Origin of the sequence: Roseovarius mucosus (genome assembly GCF_002080415.1) — a bacterium.
Lineage (GTDB): Bacteria > Pseudomonadota > Alphaproteobacteria > Rhodobacterales > Rhodobacteraceae > Roseovarius > Roseovarius mucosus_A.
The window spans coordinates 1,938,997-1,961,362 of sequence record NZ_CP020474.1 but is presented as its reverse complement, the minus strand read 5'-3'; the positions used below and the strand labels follow the sequence as shown (position 1 = coordinate 1,961,362).

22 protein-coding genes are annotated in these 22,366 nt (G+C 58.9%); 12 read left to right on the top strand and 10 right to left on the bottom strand.

The genetic code is table 11. The annotated features are described in order from the left end of the window. Positions 1–15 precede the first annotated feature (15 nt). Positions 16–462, top strand: coding sequence for a YtoQ family protein (locus ROSMUCSMR3_RS09400; RefSeq protein ID WP_081507159.1), 447 nt, complete (start codon positions 16–18; stop codon positions 460–462). 77 nt (positions 463–539) lie between these two features. Here the strand turns inward: ROSMUCSMR3_RS09400 and ROSMUCSMR3_RS09395 are convergent, their stop codons facing one another. The 7 genes from ROSMUCSMR3_RS09395 to ROSMUCSMR3_RS09365 all read right to left on the bottom strand — a co-directional run bounded on the left by ROSMUCSMR3_RS09395 (position 540) and on the right by ROSMUCSMR3_RS09365 (position 7,065). After that, on the bottom strand, positions 540–1,160 hold the full coding sequence (locus tag ROSMUCSMR3_RS09395; protein WP_081507158.1) for a LysE family translocator: 621 nt from the start codon (positions 1,158–1,160) through the stop codon (positions 540–542). Then, positions 1,157–1,588, bottom strand: coding sequence for a VOC family protein (locus tag ROSMUCSMR3_RS09390; RefSeq protein ID WP_081507157.1), 432 nt, complete (start codon positions 1,586–1,588; stop codon positions 1,157–1,159). The genes ROSMUCSMR3_RS09395 and ROSMUCSMR3_RS09390 overlap by 4 nt, the downstream gene beginning before the upstream one ends. Further along, positions 1,585–2,694: a DNA replication/repair protein RecF gene (gene recF / locus ROSMUCSMR3_RS09385; RefSeq protein WP_081507156.1), complete on the bottom strand. Its 1,110-nt coding sequence runs from the start codon at positions 2,692–2,694 to the stop codon at positions 1,585–1,587. The genes ROSMUCSMR3_RS09390 and recF overlap by 4 nt, the downstream gene beginning before the upstream one ends. A gap of 52 nt (positions 2,695–2,746) precedes the next feature. Beyond that, positions 2,747–3,865 carry a DNA polymerase III subunit beta gene (gene dnaN, locus ROSMUCSMR3_RS09380; protein ID WP_008281276.1) on the bottom strand — a complete coding sequence of 373 codons (1,119 nt, stop codon included), beginning with the start codon at positions 3,863–3,865 and terminating at the stop codon, positions 2,747–2,749. Positions 3,866–3,989: 124 nt separating this feature from the next. Beyond that, positions 3,990–5,336: a chromosomal replication initiator protein DnaA gene (gene dnaA / locus ROSMUCSMR3_RS09375; RefSeq protein ID WP_008281277.1), complete on the bottom strand. Its 1,347-nt coding sequence runs from the start codon at positions 5,334–5,336 to the stop codon at positions 3,990–3,992. 482 nt (positions 5,337–5,818) lie between these two features. After that, positions 5,819–6,088, bottom strand: coding sequence for a 30S ribosomal protein S20 (rpsT, locus tag ROSMUCSMR3_RS09370; RefSeq protein WP_008281278.1), 270 nt, complete (start codon positions 6,086–6,088; stop codon positions 5,819–5,821). 158 nt (positions 6,089–6,246) lie between these two features. Further along, complete coding sequence (locus tag ROSMUCSMR3_RS09365; RefSeq protein WP_037297933.1) at positions 6,247–7,065, bottom strand: sulfotransferase family protein; 819 nt, start codon at positions 7,063–7,065, stop codon at positions 6,247–6,249. Positions 7,066–7,215: 150 nt separating this feature from the next. On the opposite strand from ROSMUCSMR3_RS09365, the gene ROSMUCSMR3_RS09360 reads away from it, so the two are divergent. From ROSMUCSMR3_RS09360 to ROSMUCSMR3_RS09335, 6 genes are all read left to right on the top strand, one after another. Then, a complete protein-coding gene (locus ROSMUCSMR3_RS09360) occupies positions 7,216–8,793 on the top strand; it encodes a DUF5928 domain-containing protein (RefSeq protein WP_008281280.1) in 1,578 nt (525 codons plus the stop codon). 9 nt (positions 8,794–8,802) lie between these two features. Then, positions 8,803–9,189, top strand: a complete 387-nt coding sequence (locus tag ROSMUCSMR3_RS09355; protein WP_008281281.1) for an HIT domain-containing protein — start codon at positions 8,803–8,805, stop codon at positions 9,187–9,189. Positions 9,190–9,268: 79 nt separating this feature from the next. Then, the gene (locus tag ROSMUCSMR3_RS09350) at positions 9,269–10,063 is read left to right on the top strand and encodes an ion transporter (protein ID WP_008281282.1); all 795 of its coding nucleotides are present in this window, start codon (positions 9,269–9,271) and stop codon (positions 10,061–10,063) included. Positions 10,064–10,144: 81 nt separating this feature from the next. Continuing rightward, positions 10,145–10,609 carry a DUF1203 domain-containing protein gene (locus ROSMUCSMR3_RS09345; protein ID WP_081507155.1) on the top strand — a complete coding sequence of 155 codons (465 nt, stop codon included), beginning with the start codon at positions 10,145–10,147 and terminating at the stop codon, positions 10,607–10,609. 69 nt (positions 10,610–10,678) lie between these two features. Beyond that, positions 10,679–11,752 (top strand): phenylalanine--tRNA ligase subunit alpha, encoded by a 1,074-nt coding sequence (gene pheS, locus ROSMUCSMR3_RS09340; RefSeq protein WP_037297935.1) that lies wholly within the window; start codon positions 10,679–10,681, stop codon positions 11,750–11,752. A 301-nt stretch (positions 11,753–12,053) separates the two neighbouring features. Then, the gene (locus ROSMUCSMR3_RS09335; protein WP_008281285.1) at positions 12,054–12,467 is read left to right on the top strand and encodes a BLUF domain-containing protein; all 414 of its coding nucleotides are present in this window, start codon (positions 12,054–12,056) and stop codon (positions 12,465–12,467) included. A gap of 21 nt (positions 12,468–12,488) precedes the next feature. On the opposite strand, the gene ROSMUCSMR3_RS09330 is transcribed toward ROSMUCSMR3_RS09335, so the two are convergent. Further along, positions 12,489–13,697 carry an aminopeptidase P family protein gene (locus tag ROSMUCSMR3_RS09330; protein WP_081507154.1) on the bottom strand — a complete coding sequence of 403 codons (1,209 nt, stop codon included), beginning with the start codon at positions 13,695–13,697 and terminating at the stop codon, positions 12,489–12,491. Positions 13,698–13,853: 156 nt separating this feature from the next. Between ROSMUCSMR3_RS09330 and ROSMUCSMR3_RS09325 the strand changes: the two genes are divergently transcribed. The 5 genes from ROSMUCSMR3_RS09325 to infB all read left to right on the top strand — a co-directional run bounded on the left by ROSMUCSMR3_RS09325 (position 13,854) and on the right by infB (position 20,331). Beyond that, positions 13,854–14,840: a P1 family peptidase gene (locus tag ROSMUCSMR3_RS09325; RefSeq protein ID WP_081508589.1), complete on the top strand. Its 987-nt coding sequence runs from the start codon at positions 13,854–13,856 to the stop codon at positions 14,838–14,840. A gap of 130 nt (positions 14,841–14,970) precedes the next feature. Further along, complete coding sequence (rimP, locus tag ROSMUCSMR3_RS09320) at positions 14,971–15,546, top strand: ribosome maturation factor RimP (protein WP_008281288.1); 576 nt, start codon at positions 14,971–14,973, stop codon at positions 15,544–15,546. Positions 15,547–15,550: 4 nt separating this feature from the next. Continuing rightward, positions 15,551–17,173 carry a transcription termination factor NusA gene (nusA, locus tag ROSMUCSMR3_RS09315; protein ID WP_081507153.1) on the top strand — a complete coding sequence of 541 codons (1,623 nt, stop codon included), beginning with the start codon at positions 15,551–15,553 and terminating at the stop codon, positions 17,171–17,173. A gap of 23 nt (positions 17,174–17,196) precedes the next feature. Beyond that, a complete protein-coding gene (locus tag ROSMUCSMR3_RS09310) occupies positions 17,197–17,820 on the top strand; it encodes an RNA-binding protein (RefSeq protein WP_008281290.1) in 624 nt (207 codons plus the stop codon). 6 nt (positions 17,821–17,826) lie between these two features. Next, a complete protein-coding gene (gene infB, locus ROSMUCSMR3_RS09305) occupies positions 17,827–20,331 on the top strand; it encodes a translation initiation factor IF-2 (RefSeq protein ID WP_037297845.1) in 2,505 nt (834 codons plus the stop codon). A 409-nt stretch (positions 20,332–20,740) separates the two neighbouring features. On the opposite strand, the gene mutT is transcribed toward infB, so the two are convergent. Together mutT and argJ are read right to left on the bottom strand one after the other, a co-directional pair. After that, positions 20,741–21,139 carry an 8-oxo-dGTP diphosphatase MutT gene (mutT, locus tag ROSMUCSMR3_RS09300; RefSeq protein WP_081507152.1) on the bottom strand — a complete coding sequence of 133 codons (399 nt, stop codon included), beginning with the start codon at positions 21,137–21,139 and terminating at the stop codon, positions 20,741–20,743. Next, on the bottom strand, positions 21,136–22,365 hold the full coding sequence (gene argJ / locus ROSMUCSMR3_RS09295) for a bifunctional glutamate N-acetyltransferase/amino-acid acetyltransferase ArgJ (RefSeq protein WP_081507151.1): 1,230 nt from the start codon (positions 22,363–22,365) through the stop codon (positions 21,136–21,138). Before argJ ends, mutT begins: the two co-directional genes overlap by 4 nt. Position 22,366 lies beyond the last annotated feature (1 nt).

Below are 22,366 nucleotides of genomic sequence, written 5' to 3'. Positions count from 1 at the left end.
CAAGAGGAGAAAACCATGCTCAAGGTCTATCTTTCAGGCGAAATCCACACTGATTGGCGCGATCAGATTGTTGAAGGGTCCAAAGGGCTTGATGTGGTGTTCTCAGGCCCGGTCACGGATCACGCGGCGAGCGATGATTGCGGCGTGGCGATCCTTGGGGAAGAGCCGAACAAATATTGGCACGACCACAAGGGCGCGATGGTCAACGCCATTCGCACGCGCAAGGGGATTACCGAGGCGGATGTTGTCGTGGTGCGCTTTGGTGAGCAGTACAAGCAATGGAACGCAGCCTTTGACGCAGGTTATGCAGCGGCACTTGGCAAGTCGCTGATTATCTTGCAACGCCCCGAACATGACCATGCGCTCAAAGAAGTAGATGCCGCCGCTCTTGCTGTGGCCCGAGAACCGGCGCAGGTTGTGGATCTGTTGCGCTATGTGCTCACTGGTACCCTGCCGGGCTAGGGGCGGCTGCGCTATCCTTGATCAAGAACGGGCTTGCTCCTGGGGCATGCTCAGTCTGACGAAGCGTGCAAGGTCGGTCACGTAAAGGGGATCACAAGCCCCACGAGAATCAAGAGCACGCCTGAACTGATGTTCATGCGGCGCAGTGCTGCCGGGCTCTGCAAGAGGCGACGCGCGCGGTCGAGAAAAAGCGCCAGTGCCAGATTTCCAAGCATGGGCACGATCGCCGAAATCGCAAGAATCGCGGCGATGTCGAGCACGGTAACCTGCGCGAGATCGAAGAAACCCGGCAGAAAACCCATGTAGAAGAGGATCGCCTTGGGGTTGCCGATGACCGCCGCCACGCCAACCGAAAACCCGGCCCAGATGCCGGGGCGGGTCATGCGGCTATCGGCACCCGGGACGCGCGCAGGCGCACGGATCAGCAAGAGCCCCATACCGATGAATACGCCCGCTGCGATCCAGCGCAGCAGGTTCAGCGCATCACCATAGATCGACAGAACCCATGCAAGGCCGAGAATGGCGCAGAGCGGCCAGATCAGATCGCCCAAGGCCACGCCCACAGCCAGCGGCCATGCCCCGCGCATACCGCCCGAGAGGGCGCGCGCCGTCAATGCCACCCAGACCGGGCCCGGCACAGCCCAGAGGCCTGCCATGGCCGCGGCGTAGAGCATCAGATCGAAAGGCGCGATGGTCATGGGGCTTCTGGCAAGGTCAGGCTGCCATCCTCGGCGAGTGGCCAAAAGGGGTTCATCGCCACTTCCCAAACATGACCGTCGGGATCGGCATAATAGCCGGAATAGCCGCCCCAGAATACCTCTTCAGGATGTTTGAGCGCGGTAGCCCCGGCGGCGAGCGCGGTGGAAAAGGCGGCGTCCACCTCTGCCTCGGTTACAAAGTTCTGGGCCAGCGTGATTGCCCCGGTCCCGAGGGCGGTATCCGGGCGGCCCTGATCGGCGGCGAGATGCGCCTTGCCGAAGAGACCAAGCACCAAACCGTTCATCTGGTAGAACACCACCTCTGGAAGTGCCTCGGTCGGGGTCCAGCCAAGCGCTTCATAGAAGGTACGCGACCGTTCAAGATCCTCGACGCCTAGGGTAATGAGAGTGACGCGTTGCGGGGTCATGGGGCCTCTGGTGTGATCTGGCTGATGCCAGCGGTGTCTGTGACGTGGATATGTTGTGCGCGGTTGCCCAGTTCGGAGAATAGCTCTGGCCCGGTGCCGGTCATCCATGCCTGAGCGCCGAGTGCGCAGATTTCGTCATAAAGGGCCGCGCGGCGGGTGGCGTCAAGATGGGCTGCGACCTCATCCAGCAACAAGAGCGGCGGCGCCCCGAAATCGCGCGCAAGGGCGCGGGCATTCGCAAGGATGAGCGAGACCAGAAGCGCCTTTTGCTCGCCGGTGGAGCAGTCGGCGGCGGGCACGCCCTTGGCGGCATAGACACCGTAGAGATCGGCGCGGTGCGGTCCGATCAGGGTGCGACCGGCCATCAGATCGCGAAAACGGCTCTCGGCCAATGCTTGACGCAGATCGTCGGCACTGTCCGGCATCTCCCCTTCTGTTTGCGTCAACTCCAGTTCTGCAGTGGGAAAGGCGGTTTCGGCTTGCATCTGCGCCCCCATGATCAGGGCGAGCGCGTGCTGGCGGTTGGCATGGATTTCGGCGCCCGCGTCGGCCATTTGCCGTTCGAGCGCAAGATACCACTGCGCATCGCGCACCTGATCCTTGAGCAGACGGTTGCGTTCGCGCATCGCCTTGTCATAAGCGAGCGTAACCTCGGCATGGGCGGGAGTAAAGCTCATGGTCATGCGGTCGAGAAAGCGGCGGCGGCCGTCTGCCCCTTCGATCCAAAGGCGGTCCATGGCTGGGACGAGCCAGAGAAGGCGCGCGATACGGCCAAGCGCCAATTGCGTGGCGGTCTTGCTGTCGATCCGGACTTGGCGGGCGGCGGTGCCTTCGGCGAAGGTCTCGACTTCGTGAACCTGATGCAAAGAGTTCAGGATCGCGGTGATCTTCCAGCCGAGCGCCTCGGGGCGTCGCGCCATGTCCTGCGCCGCGGCCCGCCGTAGACCACGACCGGGGGACAAGAGTGAAATCGCTTCGATCAGGTTCGTCTTGCCCGCCCCATTCGGCCCATGAATCGCCACAGGCCGCGCATCAAGCGAAAGTCGCCCTGATTTATGAGAGCGGAAATGCGAGAGGGTCAATTCCGACAGGTAAAGGCCGGGCATTCACGGCCCTTTCATCGTTCCGAAACACTCCCGCCGCAGGCACCTACGGGTGTCACACCCGCATCGGCATCACGACATAAACCGCCGTCGTGTCATTGCCTTCGCGCATCAGCGTCGGGTCACCCGAGGAGTTGAAGAGGAAGACCGCGTTCTCGCGATCCACCTGACTTGCAATCTCCAGCAGATATTTCGCGTTAAACCCAATCTCCAGCCGCTCATCGCCATATGCCACGGCCAATTCTTCTTCGGCGGCACCGCTATCTGGGGCGTTGACCGAGAGGATCAGGCGATCTTCGTCAAGCGAGAGCTTCACCGCGCGCGAGCGCTCTGAGCTCACGGTTGCCACACGGTCCACCGCCTGCGCGAATTCTGCGGCATCCACCTCCATTCGGCGGGTGTTGCCCTGCGGAATGACGCGGGTGTAATCGGGGAAGGTGCCATCGATCACCTTGGAGGTGAGGGTAATGTCGGGCGTGGCAAAACGGATCTTGGTTTCTGAAACCGAGACCGCGATCTTCATGTCATCGTCTTCGAGCAGTTTACGCAGTTCGCCCACGGTCTTGCGCGGAACGATCACGCCGGGCATGTCCGAGGCTCCATCAGGCAGGTCAGCATCAATACGCGCAAGGCGGTGACCATCGGTGGCGACGCAGCGCAGAACCTTGCCGCCATCGGCGTCCGAGACGTGCAGATAGACGCCGTTGAGGTAATAGCGGGTTTCCTCGGTGGAAATGGCAAATTTCGATTTGTCGAAGAGGCGGCGCAGCACTGGCGCGGGGGCCGAGAAATTGCTGGCATATTCCGAGGAGGCCATCACCGGAAAGTCTTCTTTCGGCAAGGTGGCGAGATTGAAATTTGACCGTCCGGCCTGCACCGTAAGACGGCCCGAGGCCCCGTCGTCGCTGAGCGTAACCAGCGACCCATCGGGCAGTTTGCGCACGATTTCATGGAGCATCACTGCCGATACAGTTGTGGCACCGGCCCGCTCGACCTGAGCAGGAGCCTTGTCCACTACTTCGATATCAAGATCGGTGGCGCGGAATTGTACGCTGTTACCTTCGGCCTCGATCAGGACATTGGCGAGGATCGGGATCGTATTGCGCCGTTCGACCACCGATTGGGCCTGAGACACGGCTTTAAGCAATGCGCCGCGTTCGATGCTGAGTTTCATTCCCTCGCTCCTGTCAGGTGCCGGATCAATGCCGGGAGGGGCAAGGTAGCAACTCCACCCCGCACCTCAAGTGTTTTTTGGAGTTTTCGGCTGGAAAACCGACAGCGTCAAGGGCTGGCGCCACTTACCCTTCCAGCGTGCGACGCAGAAGCTCCAGATCCTCGGCAATCTGTGCATCTTGAATGCGCAACTCGTCGATACGCTTGACGCCATGCATGATCGTTGTGTGGTCGCGCCCACCAAAACGCCGACCGATTTCCGGCAAGGACCGCGATGTCATCTGTTTGCAAAGATACATCGCCACCTGACGCGGGCGGGCGTAGCAGCGGGTTCGCTTTGGGCCGATCATATCGCTGAGCCGGATATTGTAATGATCCGAGACCTTGCGCTGAATTTCCTCAATAGACACTTTGCGCTCGGATGCGCGCAGCACATCCGCAAGGCAATCTTGGGTCAGTTCCAGTGTGATCGGCTTGCGCACCAGCGAGGCGAAGGCGAAAAGCCGGGTCATCGCACCCTCGAGCACGCGCACATTTGTGCTGATCCGGTGTGCGAGGAATTCAAGCACGCCGTCGCTAAGGGCAAGGTCGGGGTATTGCGCGCGGTAGCGGTCGACCTTGGATTGCAGGATGCCAAGACGCAATTCATAATCAGTCGGGTGAAGGTCAACCACGAGGCCACATTGCAGGCGCGACTTGATGCGTTCCTCAAGATTGGCAATCTCTCCGGGGGCGCGGTCGGCGGAAATTACGATCTGCTTGTTCTGGTCCACAAGCGCATTGAAGGTGTGAAAGAACTCTTCTTGCGTGCTGTCCTTGCCGGCGATGAACTGCACGTCGTCGACCATCAGAACATCGACGGAACGGAACACCGATTTGAAATCCATCATCTTGCGGTCGCGCAGCGCTTGCACAAAGCGATACATGAACTGTTCCGCCGAGAGATAGACAACGTTGAGATCGGGGCGGGTGATCTTCAATTCCCAAGCGATCGCATGCATCAGGTGGGTCTTGCCAAGGCCGACGCCGCCATAAAGAAACAGCGGATTGAATGTAACGGGGCCGCATTCGGCCACTCGGCGCGCTGCGGCATGGGCAAGTTCATTGGGCTTACCGACCACGAAACTATCAAACGTGAACCTCTCGTCCAGCGGCGCAGACGGAACGATGCTGTCGGCGATAGGTTCAACCGAGGCTACGGTAGCAGGCCGTGAGGGGCGCGCGCCACTATTGGCGGCAACACGGAATTGCAGGCGCCTGACATCAGGAGACAGATTGCTCATCTGATAGAGAATCAATTCGCCAAAATGTTGCGATACATAATTGCCAAGAAATGTCGTGGGGACATGAAAGGTCGCGACACCATCATCGACGCGAGCAAATTCCAGCGGCTCTATCCAGTTCTTGAAATTGCTCTGCCCGACGGATTGCTGAAGTTTTTGCTTCAACTGGCCCCATTGCTCTTGTGTCATTCTGTCCCCGTTCCGCGACTCTACCGTTCTTCTCAAGCCGGATCCGACAGCAGTTGTTCGATCCGGCGCGACACAGTTTTGAGTCGGCAAAGCAACTTGCGTTCCGATGCTAGGTGCAACGGATGCATGTCCCCTCGTCAACAAGCGCGTACTCTGAAATCAATCACCGTATATGCGCGGCCCGTCCCAAAGCCACGCGGTTCCTGACCGCAAAGTACATTCGCATTGGACATGACTAGAGCAGAATGCTCAGTAGCGGTGCCATAGCTGAGGGTTTCCCTCTTCTGCTTGACCCCGATACAGCCTGTCCCCCCAAGCGTGAATCGCAGGTCTGAAACTAGCAACCTCCGGCCTGTTGCGGCAACTACTCTATGCGCTTGACAGAGGCTTTGACCGAAAAGAATCTCTGACCGCAGCCGGACCCGCAGACATGCAAAAGGCAGCGTCGACGACGCTGCCTTTTAGTTTCAAAGGGTTGCTTCTCAGCTTTGCGCGATTGCTTTTACGCGCGACGAGAGGCGCGAAATTTTGCGGGATGCGGTGTTCTTGTGCACCACACCTTTTGTTACGCCGCGCATCAATTCGGGCTGAGCATTGCGCAGGGCGGTCACGGCCGCGTCCTTATCGCCAGAAGCGATGGCCTCTTCGACTTTGCGAAGGAAGGTGCGGATGCGCGAGCGGCGGGATTTGTTGATGGCAAAACGCTTTTCGTTCTGGCGGGCGCGTTTCTTGGACTGCGGCGTATTGGCCATGTAAGTGACCCTTTCTCGGTTCGATATGTGTAAACGCACGTCATACCCAACCGGGACCCCCGCCTAACGGGGTGATTCTTGCCTAAGCGGGCATCACGCGCATGTCTGGCGTGCCGTATACGCCAGTTGGCCCGGAATGCAAGCCCTCGTGGGGCAGATCAGTCGCCCAGCTTGGCATGCACCTCGTCAAGGTCGATCTCACCTATTGGCATCTTGTTGGCCGGATTCTCGAAATCATATTTGAAGAGGTCAAAATCACGTTTGTATATTTCGTAGATCAGATGCATCGAGAGGTCGTCGAAATACTCTTCGACAGGATGTGCGCGTTTGGGCCCGTGGCCTTCGGATTCGTTGAACCGAGGAATGGTTTTGAGGTCGATCGTATGCTTGGTGTTGATCGCCCCCAGCACCTCGCCCATGCCGTCATCGAATTTCTCTGTCCAGAAAATCTTGTTGTAGCGGCCACCGTTGACGATAAAGGTCGAGATATGGCCCGACATCGCGGACCAGTGAATATCTGGCTCCATCGGTCGTTTCCAGCGGATGGTGTCCCGAGCAAAGAGCAAAAACCGGCGAAAGCTTTTGATCTGGTCAAACTCTTGCTTGCCGTCGTCGCCGCCCACTTCAATTCCGTATTTCTGGATGATGGTCGGCACCAGCTTGCCGCGATAGCGGCTGCCGTTGCGCTGAATGCCGCAAATCTTGTCGAAAAAAGACGACAGGATGCGGGTATATGGGTTGCGCACGCAGGAAAACGCATAGGAGGTATGGGTTTTCACATTGGCGTTGATCAGCTTCTGACTGTCTTCGCGCGCCCATTTATGAAGGCCCTCTGTTGCGTCGTGAATGTCGCCATCAAAGAACACGCCATGATCGGAATAATAGAGAATTTGCCCGATGGTCGAGCAGGCACACTTGGGGACCACGCGGTAGACCACGCTCTCGCTTTCGGTCATCCAGGTTCCGGGAAATCCCATGATCACTGCCTCCGCCAATACTTTCCCGCTTGATGCAGGCTTGATCCTGTCTAACCTGTTCAAAAAACCAAAGAAAGTCTGTTTATTCAGGCGCTGTTCACCGTTAATGCTATAAACAGTCGGTAAATCGAAGGTTAAACCGTTTCCGTAATGGCAAAGATCGCATTCATCCTGCTGTGTCACAAGGACCCTGAGGCGATCATCCGTCAGGCTGAGATGCTGACGGCTGCGGGCGACTATATGGCGATCCATTTTGACGCACGCGCCAAGCCCGAGGCTTTTAACCGGATCAAGACAGCCCTGGCGGATAATCCCAGTGTGACCTTCGCGAGAAAGCGCATCAAATGCGGTTGGGGCGCTTGGTCTTTGGTGCAAGCCACGCTTTACGCGGTTGAGGCGGCGGTTGACGAATTTCCGCGTGCCACGCATTTTTACATGCTCTCGGGCGATTGCGCGCCGATCAAGTCGGCACGTTTTGCGCATCAATTTTTGGACAATCGCGATGTCGATTATGTCGAAAGTTTCGACTACTTTGAGAGTGACTGGATCAAAACCGGGATGAAGGAAGAGCGGCTGATTTATCGCCACTTCTTCAACGAGCGCACACAGCCCAAGCGGTTCTACGCGTCATACAACCTCCAGCGCAAACTGGGTCTGACGCGCCCCATTCCGCCTGACATCCAAATCCAGATCGGAAGCCAGTGGTGGTGCCTTCGGCGGCGCACAGTCGAGTGGATTTTGGAATTCACCCGCAAACGGCGCGATGTGATGCGGTTTTTTCGCACCACATGGATTCCCGATGAAACGTTCTTTCAAACGCTTGTGCGGCATCTGGTGCCTGAGAGTGAGATTGAGACGCGCACGCTGACATTTCTCATGTTCACAGACTATGGGATGCCGGTCACGTTCTACAACGACCACTACGACCTCTTGCTCAGTCAGGATTATCTCTTTGCCCGCAAGATCAGCCCCGAGGCATTGGAGCTGAAGCGGCGTTTGGGCACGCTCTATTCTGACGAGCGCGCGCAGTTCCAGATTTCGAACGAGGGGCGCGGCCTGTTTCAGTTTCTGACTGCGCGGGGCCGGGAAGGCCGACGATTTGCTCAGCGGTTCTGGGAAACCGAAAGCACGCTGGGGCGTGAGCGCGAGCTGATGATCGTTGTGTGCAAGAAATGGCATGTGGCCAAGCGTTTGCTGGAACGCATCCGACAGGTCACAAACCTGCCTGCAATCGAATATCTTTTCAACGAAGAGGGCACAGCTCTGCCTGATCTGGGGGGTATTCAGGGTACTTTGGCTAAACGAACCCGGCATCGGCGGGCTCTGATGCGGATGCTGTTCGATTACTATGAGACGGATCGCCTGCTTGTCTGCATGGACCCCGGCAGCATTGATCTCTTGCAGGATTTCTGCGGCGACCGCGCTGTGACCAAGCTTTTGGAAGTTCAGTGTCATTTTACCGATGCGTATCTGATTGGTCATGCCATGCGTGTGGGACTGGCGGGCGAACAGACCCCGCCCGAGACATTAGAGCGGCTGTTGCCCACAATCCGAGGCGACATGACCTATGAGAGCGACCGCATACGCGATTCCGAATTCGAGAATCACATGATCCTGCGGCAATCGGATGATCGGGGCCAACGCGCCGATCTATTGGCGCGCTTCCTTGATATTCCGCGCGAAAAAGCGCAGGAAATCGCAGAGCCCGACCACCTGTTTGCAGATTGAGGACGCCCCATGCCCTATGCCTATGATCCCCAGAATATCTTTGCCCGAATCCTGCGCGGTGAGATTCCGAACAAAACGGTGCTGGAGACGGCGCATACCCTTGCATTTCACGATATCCAGCCGCAGGCCCCGGTGCATGTGCTGGTGATCCCCAAAGGGGCCTATGTCAGCTACGATCACTTTGCGTCAGAGGCGAGTGATGCTGAGATCGTCGATTTCAACCGCGCCGTAGCCGAGGTGTGCCGCCAGACGGGCGTTGATCTGGGCGCAGATGGTCAGGGTTTTCGCGCGATTACCAACGCCGGTGCCCATGGTGTGCAGGAGGTGCCGCATTACCATCTGCATATCCTCGGCGGTCGAATGCTGGGCCGCATGCTAGCGCGCGCCGAAACCTGAGTCAGCCCCGCTTGTGCCGCAGATGAGATGCGCCCATATGGGGCGCATTGGTCAGACATAGGACTTGGCAGGCATCTTCATGAATTTTCGCACCCGCGTCGGCGCATTCATCGACACCTCTCTGTTTCAAAACGCGATTCTGGGCGTGATCCTGTTCAATGCCGTGATCCTTGGCATGGAAACCTCTGATCCGATCATGGAGCGGGCGGGTGATCTGATCCTTTTGCTCGACAAGCTCTGTCTTGCGGTTTTCGTGGTCGAGATCGCCGCCAAACTTTTTGCGCGCGGAATCGGGGGATTTTTCCGGAACGGTTGGAATATCTTTGATTTCGTTATCGTGGGTATTTCTTTGGTTCCGGCCACTCAGGGCCTGTCGGTGTTGCGGGCACTTCGTATCCTGCGTCTGTTGCGCGTCGTGTCTGTTGCGCCCTCACTGCGTCGGGTGGTCGAGGGGTTGGTGACGGCCCTACCCGGCATGGGGTCGGTGTTCCTTTTGATGGGTATGCTGTTCTATATCGGGTCCGTGATGGCGACCAAATTGTTTGGCGCGGCGTACCCGGAGTGGTTCGGTGATCTGGGTCGCTCGGCCTATTCGCTTTTCCAGATCATGACGCTCGAATCCTGGTCGATGGGCATCGTGCGCCCGGTGATGGAGGAATTCCCCTATGCCTGGGCGTTTTTTGTGCCCTTCATCATGGTCACGACCTTTGCGGTGGTGAACTTGCTGGTCGGTCTGATCGTCAACTCGATGCAGGATGCGCATCACGCTGAGGACGTAGAAAAGACCGACAATTACCGCGATGAAGTGTTGACGCGACTCACACAGCTCGAGGCGCTGCTCCGGGACGTTCAGGACAAGAATCCGAAAGGGTGAGCGCAAATTGCGCAAGAAGCGGGTCGTCTCATGACGCAGCCTTGGGGCAGATTTGGGGAAACCCGAACCGGAGGCCCGAGAATGATTGCTATCGCCGCCTTGCCCACAGAGACTGTCCGCGCCTTGCAAGCTGGCGCGCCCGATGCCTATGGAACCCCGCCTGAACATCATGTGGCGCAGGGATCTGGCAATCCTTGCCGCCATTGTCTGCGCCTCATACCCGAGGGGGCGGCGATGCTGATCCTCGCCTATCGGCCCTTTGCCGGGTTGCATCCCTATGCGGAGACCGGGCCGATTTTCCTCTGTGCGGATGCCTGCGCGCGGCATGACGGCACAGCGATTCCCGAAGTCTTGCGAGACAGCCCCGACTATCTGCTCAAGGGTTACAACAGCCGGGACCGCATAGTTTACGGCACCGGTCGTGTTGTGGCGGCGGCCGAGATCCCTACCTATGCCGAACAGGTGTTCGAGCAGAGGGATGTGGCCTATATCCATGTTCGCTCGGCGCGCAACAGTTGCTATCAGGCGCGGATCGACCGGGCTTGACCGGCGCAATTGCTTGCACGCCGCGCCGATGCGCGGTAACTCGCCGGAGAGACCAGCGGGATGGATGCAATGAGTGATCTGCGGGAAAAATATCTGACGGCGATTGCCCATGCGGGCGACGAGACCACGCTTGAGGATCTGCGTGTGCAGGCCGTTGGCAAGAAGGGCGAAATCAGCCTTGCGATGCGCGAATTGGGGCGGATGAGCCCGGAAGAGCGGCAAGAGGCCGGACCACGCCTGAACGCGCTGAAAGACGAGATCACAAGCGCACTTGCCGCCAAGAAACAAGCCTTGGGCGATGCCGCGCTGGATGAACGCTTGCGGGGCGAGTGGCTGGATGTGACGCTGCCTGCGCGCGGGCGCAGGGCGGGCACGATCCACCCGGTCAGCCAAGTGACAGAGGAAGTCACCGCAATCTTTGCCGACATGGGTTTTGCCGTGGCCGAAGGTCCGCAAATAGAATCCGACTGGTTCAATTTCGACGCACTGAACATTCCCGGCCATCACCCGGCACGTGCCGAAATGGATACGTTTTACACGCATCGGGCGGACGGGGACGAACGGCCGCCGCATGTCCTGCGCACCCACACCAGCCCGGTGCAGATCCGTAGCATGCAGGCCAATGGCGCGCCCATTCGGATCATTGCGCCGGGCCGCGTCTATCGTGCCGATTACGATCAGACCCATACACCCATGTTCCATCAGGTCGAAGGTCTGGCGATTGACCGTGCCATTTCCATGGCCAACCTCAAATGGGTGCTGGAAGAGTTCGTCAAAGCGTTCTTTGAGGTGGACAATGTCGATCTGCGTTTTCGCGCGTCGCATTTCCCCTTCACCGAGCCATCGGCCGAGGTGGATATCCGCTGTTCTTGGGAAGGTGGCACGCTCAAGGTGGGCGAGGGCAATGACTGGCTTGAAATTCTCGGGTCCGGAATGGTCCATCCCAAGGTGTTGCAGGCGGGGAATATCGACCCGAATGAGTGGCAAGGCTTTGCGTTTGGCATGGGGATCGACCGGATCGCGATGCTGAAATACGGGATTCCTGATCTGCGGGCGTTCTTTGATTCTGATTTACGCTGGCTGCGGCATTACGGGTTTGCGAGCCTTGATCAGCCGACGCTGCATGGCGGGTTGTCGCGGTAGGGGGGCAGACCCATAGCGCTAAGCAGAGCGGAAGGATCACGCAGGCCTCTGGCCAAGCGATTCCTTGCTATGAATATCGACGTTTAACGCTATTCTAACGTATCGCGTATACCTGTGGGTGGGTTGATACGGGACAATAGGATACGTATCTGGGTGGCATGTAAAGTGCTGCAAATGATCCATGGTTGTGCGCCTGCCTATCGCTTTTGGCACGGGAATGGCGCATGTTGACTGGATGTGTGAAGACCCCGTCGACGGCGCAGTCTGCGTCGTATATCTTTTCGGCTTTAGGAGCCATGACATGCCGCTGACCCAGTTGATCTACGCCTCTCAGCCTTTTGGCTTTGACCCGGCGATGCTGGCGGGCATCCTGCTGGATGCGCGGCGCTACAACGCCCGTGACGACATTACCGGTGCGTTGATTGTGCGCGGCGATATGTATCTTCAACTTTTGGAAGGTCCGAAGCCCAAGGTCGAGGCGACCTATGATCGGATCATTCAGGATGACCGGCATGTCAATCCGGTGCGCCTGATGCACCGCGAAGTGCAAGAGCGGATGTTTCCCAAATGGTCGATGCTGGACGATCCGGCGCAAAGCTGGGTCTGGAGCATCGCCGAAGTGCGCGGCGGCGCGTTGGAGCGGTTTTCGGCTGGGCAGGAGGCGCTAAAGTTCTTTCAGCGGCTGGCCGCATCGCGGTGTGATACGGCGGGGTGATCCCCCGCCGCAGTCATTGATTTAGCCAACCACGTTGAAACCGGGTCCATAAGGATAGCCAGTGATATTCTCATTCCCGTCTTCGGTAATGACCAGAATATCATGCTCGCGGTAGCCCCCGGCACCGGGTTGATCCGCCGCCAGCGTCAGCATAGGCTCCATCGAGATGACCATGCCCGGCTCGAGCACCGTGTCGATATCCTCGCGCAGTTCCAGACCTGCCTCGCGGCCATAATAATGGCTGAGGATGCCAAAGCTGTGGCCATAGCCAAAGGTGCGATATTGCAGCAATTGGCGCTCTTCAAAGAAGGTGTTGATCTTGTGCGTGACCTCGGCGCAGCTGACGCCGGGTTTCAGCAGAGACATGCCGTATTCATGGGCGGCGACGTTGGCCTCCCAGATTTTCAGGCTGGCGTCGTCTACTTCGCCGGCAAACATGGTGCGTTCCAGCGCCACGTAATAGCCTGACACCATCGGAAACGTGTTGAGTGACAGGATATCGCCGCGTTCAATCGCGCGGGCAGTCACAGGGTTATGCGCCCCGTCCGTGTTGAGGCCCGATTGGAACCACACCCAAGTGTCGCGATACTCTGCATCCGGGAAGCGTTTGGCAATCTCAGCTTCCATCGCATCGCGGCCTGCCATGGCCACGTCAATCTCGCGGGTGCCAATCTGAACCGCATCGCGGATGGCATAGCCGCCCACGTCCGCCACCTGCGCGCAGGACCGGATGAGGGTAATCTCTGCCGCCGATTTACGCATGCGTTGCCGCATCGTCGCAGGCGCAAGATCGACCATCGCAGCAGGCTTTAGGAAAGTTTCCAGTTTGTCGCGTTGCAGCAGCGTCAGGTGGTCACCCTCATAGCCCACAACACGCCCTTCGCCCGTGACCGACAGGATTGCGCGCCAGTAATTGTCGCGCTGCCAGTCGGTATAGGTGATGTTGTCACAGAAACAGCGACGCCACGGCTGACCGGCGTCAATCCCCGCCGATATGGTCACACAATCGGTGTCGGTGACGACAAGACCATAAGGGCGGCCAAACGAGCAGTAGAGAAAGCCCGAGTAATAGGCGATGTTTTGCATGGATGTGAGAACAACCGCCGCCGTGCCATGCTCGGCCATGAGCGCGCGCAGCCCCTTGATCCGGGCCTCATATTCAGATGTGGCAAAGGCCAGCGGTGCCTTTTCGCCATTGTGGAAACGATAGAATTCAGGACGTGCAGTCATAGTGACCCTCCTTGCAAAAGAAGGTCCCGGCGTTCAGGACTGTGGGGAAAGGCCATTTTGGGGCGACGCCATCGCCCGAGCCTATGGCGTTTTTGCCGATTAGCTCGGGTCTGGCAAGCGGGTTTGCGACAGGGATATAGGGATTGCGGCATGGGAATGAAAATCGGCGCACGAAATCTGATCACCGATGTGCCTGGGTTGTGCGTGGGCAATGCGCAGGACATGCGGCTACGTTCGGGTGTGACAGTGCTGGTGGGCGATGCGCCTTTTACCGCAGGTGTGCATGTGATGGGCGGTGCGCCGGGCACGCGCGAGACGGATCTGCTTAGCCCCGACCGGGTCGTTGAGCAGGTCGATGCTTTGGTTCTGTCGGGTGGCTCGGCCTTTGGGCTTGATGCTGCGTCGGGTGTGGCCGACGCGATCCGCGATGAGGGGCGCGGGTTTGCCGTGGGCGATGTGCGGGTGCCCATCGTGCCGGGGGCGATTCTTTTCGATCTGCTGAACGGTGGCGACAAGGCATGGCGTGAGAATCCCTACAAGGGTCTGGGCCGAAAGGCATTGGCGGGCAGGTCTGAGGATTTCGCGATCGGCAGCACGGGGGCCGGAACCGGGGCGACCACGGCAAACCTGCGTGGAGGGCTAGGTTCCGCCTCGGTTGTTTTGCCCTCTGGCGTGACGGTGGGGGCCTTGGTTGCGGTAAATGCGCTTGGGTCCGCCACGGTGGGGGACGGGCCCGAGTTTTGGGCGGCCCCGTTCGAGAGGGGGGCAGAATTTGGTGGGCGCGGCGTGGCGCGGGCCTATCCCGATCCTCTGCAGGCTCCGACCAAGATGGCGCAGCACGGCAATACCACGATTGGGATCATCGCAACCGACGCGGCGCTAACCCAGGCACAATGCACCCGATTGGCGGTGGCGGCGCACGACGGCTTTGCGCGGGCGCTTGTGCCGTCGCATACGCTTATGGATGGTGACGCTATCTTTGCCTTGGCCACAGGCGCGCATCCCCCGCCTGATCTCGCGGCACAGGTGATGCTTGGCCACGCAGCCGCTTGCGTGATGGCGCGGGCTATTGCACGCGGCGTGCACGCAGCGCGGTCTGTCGCGGGCGATACCCTGCCCGCGTGGCAAGACAGATTCGGCTAAGGTGGAATCCTCTTGCAGACTCAGGGCGAGGGGCGTATATGCCCCTCAACAGCGGCGCTTTCGGGTCCACTCGAATGCACCACCGGAGAGTGTAACGGGCCGCGCGCCCGTTTTTTTGTGCTTGGGAACCATGACGAACGACTTGATTGCAAAGGCAGCGATTGATCGCAGACTGGCCGAGATCATTACACCCGTGATCGAGGATCTGGGCTACGAATTGGTGCGCGTCCGGCTTATGGGCGGGCAATATCACACGCTTCAGATCATGGCGGACAAACCCGAAGGCGGGATCGAGGTGGATGATTGCGCCGCGATCAGCACAGCGGTCAGCGCTGTATTGGATGTCGAGGATCCATTGGTCGAGGCGTATACGCTCGAAGTATCAAGCCCCGGCATTGACCGGCCTTTGACCCGTCTCAAGGATTTCGAGATGTTCGAGGGCTATGAGGCCAAGATCGAGACCACCGAGCTGATCGACGGACGCCGTCGCTTCAAGGGCGTTCTTGCGGGTGTTGAAGGCAGCGAAGTGCTGATCAATGTCGAGGAAGGCACGATCGGGCTGGAATTCGACTGGCTCTCTGATGCCAAGCTGGTTCTGACGGATGAGTTGATCAAGGAAATGCTGCGGCAGCGCAAAGCGGCGGGCGTGATCAACGAAGAGCAATTTGACGAGATCGAAACCGAGAACGGTTCTGAGGAGGACTGACACCATGGCAATCACATCCGCCAACCAGCTGGAGCTGTTGCAGACCGCAGAAGCGGTCGCGCGCGAAAAGATGATCGACCCAGCACTGGTGGTCGAAGCGATGGAAGAAAGCCTCGCCCGTGCTGCCAAGAGCAGGTACGGCAGCGAGATGGATATTCGCGTGAATATCGACCGCAAGACCGGGCGCGCCAAATTTACCCGTGTCCGTACTGTTGTCGAGGATGAGGCGGTCGAGAACTATCAGGCAGAGATGACCGTCGCGCAAGCCAAGCAGTATCTCGACGACCCCAAGGTCGGTGACACCTATGTCGAAGAAGTGCCGCCCGTCGAAATGGGCCGGATCGCCGCGCAGAGCGCCAAGCAGGTCATTCTGCAAAAAGTGCGCGAGGCCGAGCGGGATCGGCAGTTCGAGGAATTCAAGGATCGCTTGGGCACCATTATCAACGGTGTGGTCAAGCGCGAGGAATACGGCAACGTCATCGTCGACGTGGGCCGTGGCGAAGCGATTCTGCGCCGCAATGAAAAGATCGGGCGCGAGGCCTATCGGCCCAATGATCGCGTGCGCTGCTACATCAAGGATGTGCGCCGCGAACAGCGCGGGCCGCAGATTTTCCTGAGCCGCACTGATCCGCAGTTCATGGCAGAGCTGTTCAAGATGGAAGTGCCCGAAATCTATGACGGCATCATCGAGATCAAGGCCGTGGCGCGCGATCCGGGTAGCCGGGCCAAGATCGCCGTGATCAGCTATGACAATTCGATTGATCCTGTTGGCGCCTGCGTTGGTATGCGCGGCAGCCGGGTTCAGGCGGTTGTGAACGAGTTGCAGGGTGAAAAGATCGACATCATCCCGTGGAACGAAGATCAGGCGACCTTCCTGGTGAACGCGCTCCAGCCTGCCGAGGTCAGCAAGGTGGTGATCGACGAGGATGCGCAGCGTATCGAAGTCGTGGTTCCAGAAGAACAGTTGAGCCTTGCCATTGGCCGTCGTGGTCAGAACGTGCGACTGGCCAGCCAGTTGACCGGGCTGGATATCGACATCATGACCGAGGCCGAGGATAGCGAGCGCCGCCAGAAGGAATTCGAAGAGCGCACCAAGCTCTTTGTTGATGCGCTTGATCTGGATGAATTCTTTGCGCAATTGCTGGTTTCCGAAGGCTTCACCAACCTCGAAGAAGTGGCCTATGTCGATGTCGATGAATTGCTCGTGATCGACGGGGTTGACGAGGATACAGCCGCAGAACTTCAGGCGCGTGCCCGCGACGTGATCGAGGCTCAGGCCAAGGCCGCTCTGGACAAGGCCCGCGAATTGGGTGTCGAGGATAGCCTGATCGCCTTTGAGGGCCTCACCCCGCAGATGGTGCTGGCATTGGCCGAAGATGATGTGAAATCGCTTGAGGATTTCGCCACCTGCGCCGATTGGGAGCTTGCCGGTGGATGGACCACAGTTAAGGGCGAGCGCGTCAAAGACGAAGGTATTCTGGAGAAATTTGACGTCTCGCTCGAAGAGGCGCAGAATATGGTTATGACCGCCCGCGTGATGCTGGGCTGGGTCGACCCGACCGAACTTGAGGCCGATGCTGACGAGGCCGATATCGACGGCGATGATGACGAGGAGGCCGAGGCCTGATCGCTCAGGCCTTGGAGCACATCATGGGGCGCGGTGGTGAACCCAAAGACCGGAGTGACGGTCCCGAGCGTAAATGCATCGCCACGGGTGAGGTGCAGCCGAAGCATGGGCTTATTCGCTTTGTGATCGGCCCCGAAGGCCAGATTGCGCCGGATCTGGCTGAAAAGCTACCGGGGCGTGGTATCTGGGTCGCGGCGGATCGCGCTGCCCTTGAAAAGGCTGCAAATAAGGGGCTCTTTGCGCGTGCAGCCAAGCAGACTGTCCAAGTGCCTGAGGGGCTGGTTGACCAGGTAGAGGCGCTTTTGGTGCGGCGGGTGATCGACCTCATTAGCCTTGCCCGAAAAGGTGGGCGCGCCGTGTCGGGCTATGAAAAGGTCAAGGACATGCTCATGCGCGAGGATGCGCGTGTTCTCATTCAGGCCAGCGATGGCTCTGAGCGCGGAAAATCTAAACTGAGCACGCCCTATGGCGGCTCTTTTATTGGCTGGCTTACGGCGGACGAGCTGGGCCAGGCCTTTGGCCGACAAACCACAATCCACGCGGCACTGGGCGCTGGAGGTTTGTTGCAACGTGTTGTAGAGGAGGCGGCAAGACTGAAAGGTCTGCGCGTCTCGGACGGCGAGACAGCGCGCCGGAAAGGAAAGTAGAAGACTATGAGCGACAACGACGGAAAGAAACCTTTGGGGGTGCGTGGCGCAGGTTCCCGGCCGGGGAACGTGAAGCAGAGCTTTAGCCATGGCAGAACCAAGAACGTCGTGGTGGAAACCAAGCGCAAGCGTGTCGTCGTGCCAAAACCTGCGGCGGCGGCCACCGGGGCTGCGGGCTCTGGAACGTCTTCGGGTATCACAGCGGCGTCCAAGCGTCCGGCAGGTATTTCTGATGCAGAGCTGGAGCGCCGGATGAAGGCGCTCGCCGCAGCCAGAGCGCGCGAAGCCGATGATGCAGCCCAACGCGAGGCGGATGAAAAGGCCCGCGAAGAGGAGCGCAATCGCCGTCGCGAAGAGGCTGAGGCCAAGGAACGCGAACAACGCGAAGCCGAGGAAAAGGCGCGTGCCAAACTAGAGGAAGAGGAGCGCCAGAAGCGCGCCACCGAACAAGCTGCGCTCAAGGCTGCGGCTTCGGCGGCAGAGCCGGATGCTGCGCCCGTAGCCGCGCCCACTCGTGCGCCGGCTTCCAAGGCAGCCCCTGTCGCGCGCAAGCGCGAAGAAGACGATCAGGTTTCGCGTCGTGGCAAGGCGCGTGGTGGCGAAGATGCCCGCCGCGCGGGCAAGCTCACGCTCAATCAAGCACTGGCCGGGGGCGAAGGTGGGCGCCCGAAATCTATGGCTGCGATGAAGCGCAAGCAAGAACGCGCCCGCCAAAAGGCAATGGGCGGCTTGCAAGAGCGTGAAAAGATCGTGCGTGACGTGCAACTACCTGAGACCATTGTCGTATCGGAATTGGCCAACCGCATGGCCGAGCGTGTCGGTGATATTGTCAAAGCGTTGATGCAGAATGGCATGATGGTCACGCAGAACCAGTCGATTGATGCCGACACCGCCGAACTTATCATCGAGGAATTCGGGCACCGCGTGGTTCGCGTGAGCGACTCGGATGTCGAAGATGTGATTGATCAAGTCGATGACAAGCCCGAGGATCTCGCCTCGCGGCCGCCTGTGATCACCATCATGGGCCATGTCGACCACGGCAAGACTTCGCTTCTGGATGCGATCCGCGATGCCAAGGTTGTGGCTGGCGAGGCTGGAGGCATCACACAGCATATCGGTGCTTATCAAGTCAAGACCGACAGCGGTGCATTGCTCACATTCCTTGATACGCCCGGTCACGCGGCCTTTACCAGCATGCGCGCCCGTGGCGCACAAGTGACGGATATCGTGGTTCTGGTTGTTGCGGCTGATGACGCAGTCATGCCTCAGACCATCGAGGCGATTAACCATGCCAAGGCGGCCAAGGTTCCGATGATCGTGGCGATCAACAAGATCGACAAATACGAGGCCAACCCGCAAAAGGTGCGCACCGATCTCTTGCAACACGAGGTGATCGTCGAACAGATGTCAGGCGATGTGCAGGATGTCGAAGTGTCGGCTGTGACCGGGCAGGGTCTGGATGAACTGCTGGAAGCTATCGCGCTGCAGGCAGAGATCCTTGAACTCAAGGCCAATCCCAACCGTGCCGCTGAAGGCGCTGTGATCGAGGCGCAGCTTGATGTGGGCCGTGGCCCTGTCGCCACCGTTCTGGTCAAGAAAGGGACGCTGCGCCAAGGCGATGTCTTTGTTGTGGGCGAGCAATATGGCCGCGTGCGCGCGCTGATCAATGATCGCGGCGAGCGGATCAAAGAAGCTGGCCCGTCGGTGCCGGTCGAGGTTCTTGGCCTCAACGGCACGCCCGAGGCCGGTGACGTGCTGAACGTGGTCGAGACCGAAGCGCAAGCACGCGAGATCGCCGAATACCGCGCCAACGCCTCTAAGGAAAAGCGTGCGGCGGTGGGTGCTGGCACCACGCTCGAACAGCTTTTGGCCAAGGCCAAGGAAGACGAGAACGTCAAAGAACTGCCAATCGTCGTCAAGGCGGATGTGCAGGGCTCTGCCGAGGCTATCGTTCAGGCGATGGAAAAGATCGGCAACAACGAAGTGCGCGTGCGCGTGTTGCACTCTGGTGTGGGTGCCATCACCGAATCCGACATTGGCTTGGCCGAAGCGTCAGGTGCGCCGGTCTTCGGCTTTAACGTTCGCGCCAATGCGCCTGCGCGTAACACCGCCAACCAGAAAGGTGTGGAGATCCGGTATTACTCGGTCATCTACGATCTGGTTGACGACGTGAAGGCGGCGGCGAGCGGTCTGTTGGGCAATGAAATTCGCGAGAAGTTCATTGGTTATGCCAAGATCAAGGAAGTGTTCAAGGTTACGGGCATTGGTCGCGTTGCAGGTTGCCTTGTGACCGAGGGTGTCGCGCGGCGGTCTGCCGGTGTGCGTCTCTTGCGCGATGATGTTGTGGTCCATGAGGGCACGCTCAAGACGCTTAAGCGCTTCAAGGATGACGTCAACGAGGTTCAATCCGGTCAAGAATGCGGTATGGCCTTTGAGAATTATGACGATATCCGCCCTGACGACGTGATCGAGATTTTCGAGCGCGAGGAAGTGACGCGGACACTGGCCTAAGCTAAAGGACAGAGACAAAATAATGGGGGCGGCCAGCTAGGCTGCCCCTTTCGCATGATTGAGGTTGAGAAGATCGAATAAAGCGAAATCAGGCGGTGCGCTGTTCGACTGGACGACCGGAATAAAGACGGCTCCCTACCCTGACCTGCATCAAGCCATTGCTGAGAAGCCGCACAAAAATACCCTGAATGGAAACACAAGACCCTAGTTGAACAGTGCGCAGCATGTCATCCCCCCGAATGTAACAAGGCTGTGAAGATTGATTGAGTATTTCCATAAATGGTGAAAAAGATACTAACTTTTTCGCATAGCGTTCAATTTTCTTGCGACGCGCCCGATATCACAAGAAAGCCGTGTGAAAACCATTGACATGAGGAATTTTTAGGCAGCGCAAAAGCCGACAAAAGGCTCAAAGCCAGTCGCGCAGAATGGGAATCAGGGGAATATCGGCTGGGGGCATGGGGTAGGATCGCAAGTCTGCCGCGCGTACCCACTTGAGCGCTTGGCCCTCTCGCCCCTGCACGATCCCCTCCCATTTGCGGCAGGCAAAGAGCGGCATCAGCAGGTGAAAATCGGGATAGGAGTGGCTGGCGAAGGTCAACGGGGCCAGACAACTGGCCCAGGTGTTGATGCCCAACTCCTCTTCCAATTCGCGGATCAACGCCGCCTCTGGTGTCTCGCCCGGCTCTACCTTGCCGCCGGGAAATTCCCACAGACCGGCCATGGATTTCCCCTCCGGTCTTTGGGTCAACAGAATGCGGCCGTCCACGTCAATGAGGGCGACCGCCGAAACCAGAACAGTTTTCAAGACCGGTAATCCGCGTTGATGTCGATATAGCCATGGGTCAGATCACAGGTCCAGACCCGTGCCGTACCACCACCTAGGCCCAGGTCGACATGAATCACGATCTCCTGTTGCTTCATATAGGCGGCGGCGCTGGCTTCGTTATAACTGGGGCTGACAAACCCGTCTTTGGCCACCTGCATATCGCCAAACCAGATCGCCAAAAGGTCACGATCCGCCCGTGCCCCGGATTTACCGATGGCCATCACCACACGGCCCCAATTGGGGTCTTCACCGGCGATGGCTGTCTTGATCAACGGTGAGTTCGCAATCGCCTTGGCGTGGATATGCGCCTCGGCATCCGAGGCGGCACCAGTGACCGAGATCTCGACAAATTTCGTCGCCCCCTCGCCATCGCGCACCACCTGATGCGCCAGATCGAGCATGACACGGCGCAGCCCCTCCATAAAGCCCATGCTGTTCTCGGTCATCCGAAGGCCAGAGGCACCGGTGGCGGCCACGAGCAGAGTGTCTGAGGTTGAGGTGTCGCTATCCACGGTGATGCAGTTGAACGTCGTACGATTCAGCGCGCTGACCATATCCTGAAGGATGTCCTGATCTATCGCAGCATCGGTGAATATATAGACAAGCATCGTCGCCATATCCGGGGCGATCATGCCTGACCCTTTGGCAATCCCCGCGATATGCACTGCCTGCCCATCAACCATCACCACCTCTGAGGCCCCTTTGGGAAAGGTATCAGTGGTCATAATCGCACGGGCAGCCGTTTCAATCGCATGGGGCGATAGGGCAGAGGCCAGATCCTCTAGCTTGTCGATGATACGCTCATGCGGCAGCGGTTCACCAATCACCCCGGTCGAGGAGGAAAAGACGCGATTCGCTGGAATGCCCAGCGCACTAGCCGTCGCTTCGGTGATGGCTTGCACAGAGGCAGCCCCCCGCCGCCCGGTGAATGCGTTGGCATTGCCCGAGTTGACCACGATGGCTGCACCGGCCACCGGATCGCACCCGATCTTGTCCTGACAATCGAGCACTGCGGCCGAGCGGGTGGCCGAGCGTGTAAAGGCCCCTGCCACGGCCGTGCCGGGCGCGAGGCTCACCAAAAGCACGTCGGTGCGGTTTTGATAGCGCACTCCGGCCTCTGTTGTGGCAAAGCTCACGCCGCCGATCACGGGCAGCTTGGGAAAGCCTTCCGGGGCAAGCGGGGAAAGCGGCGGTTTGGCGCCCATG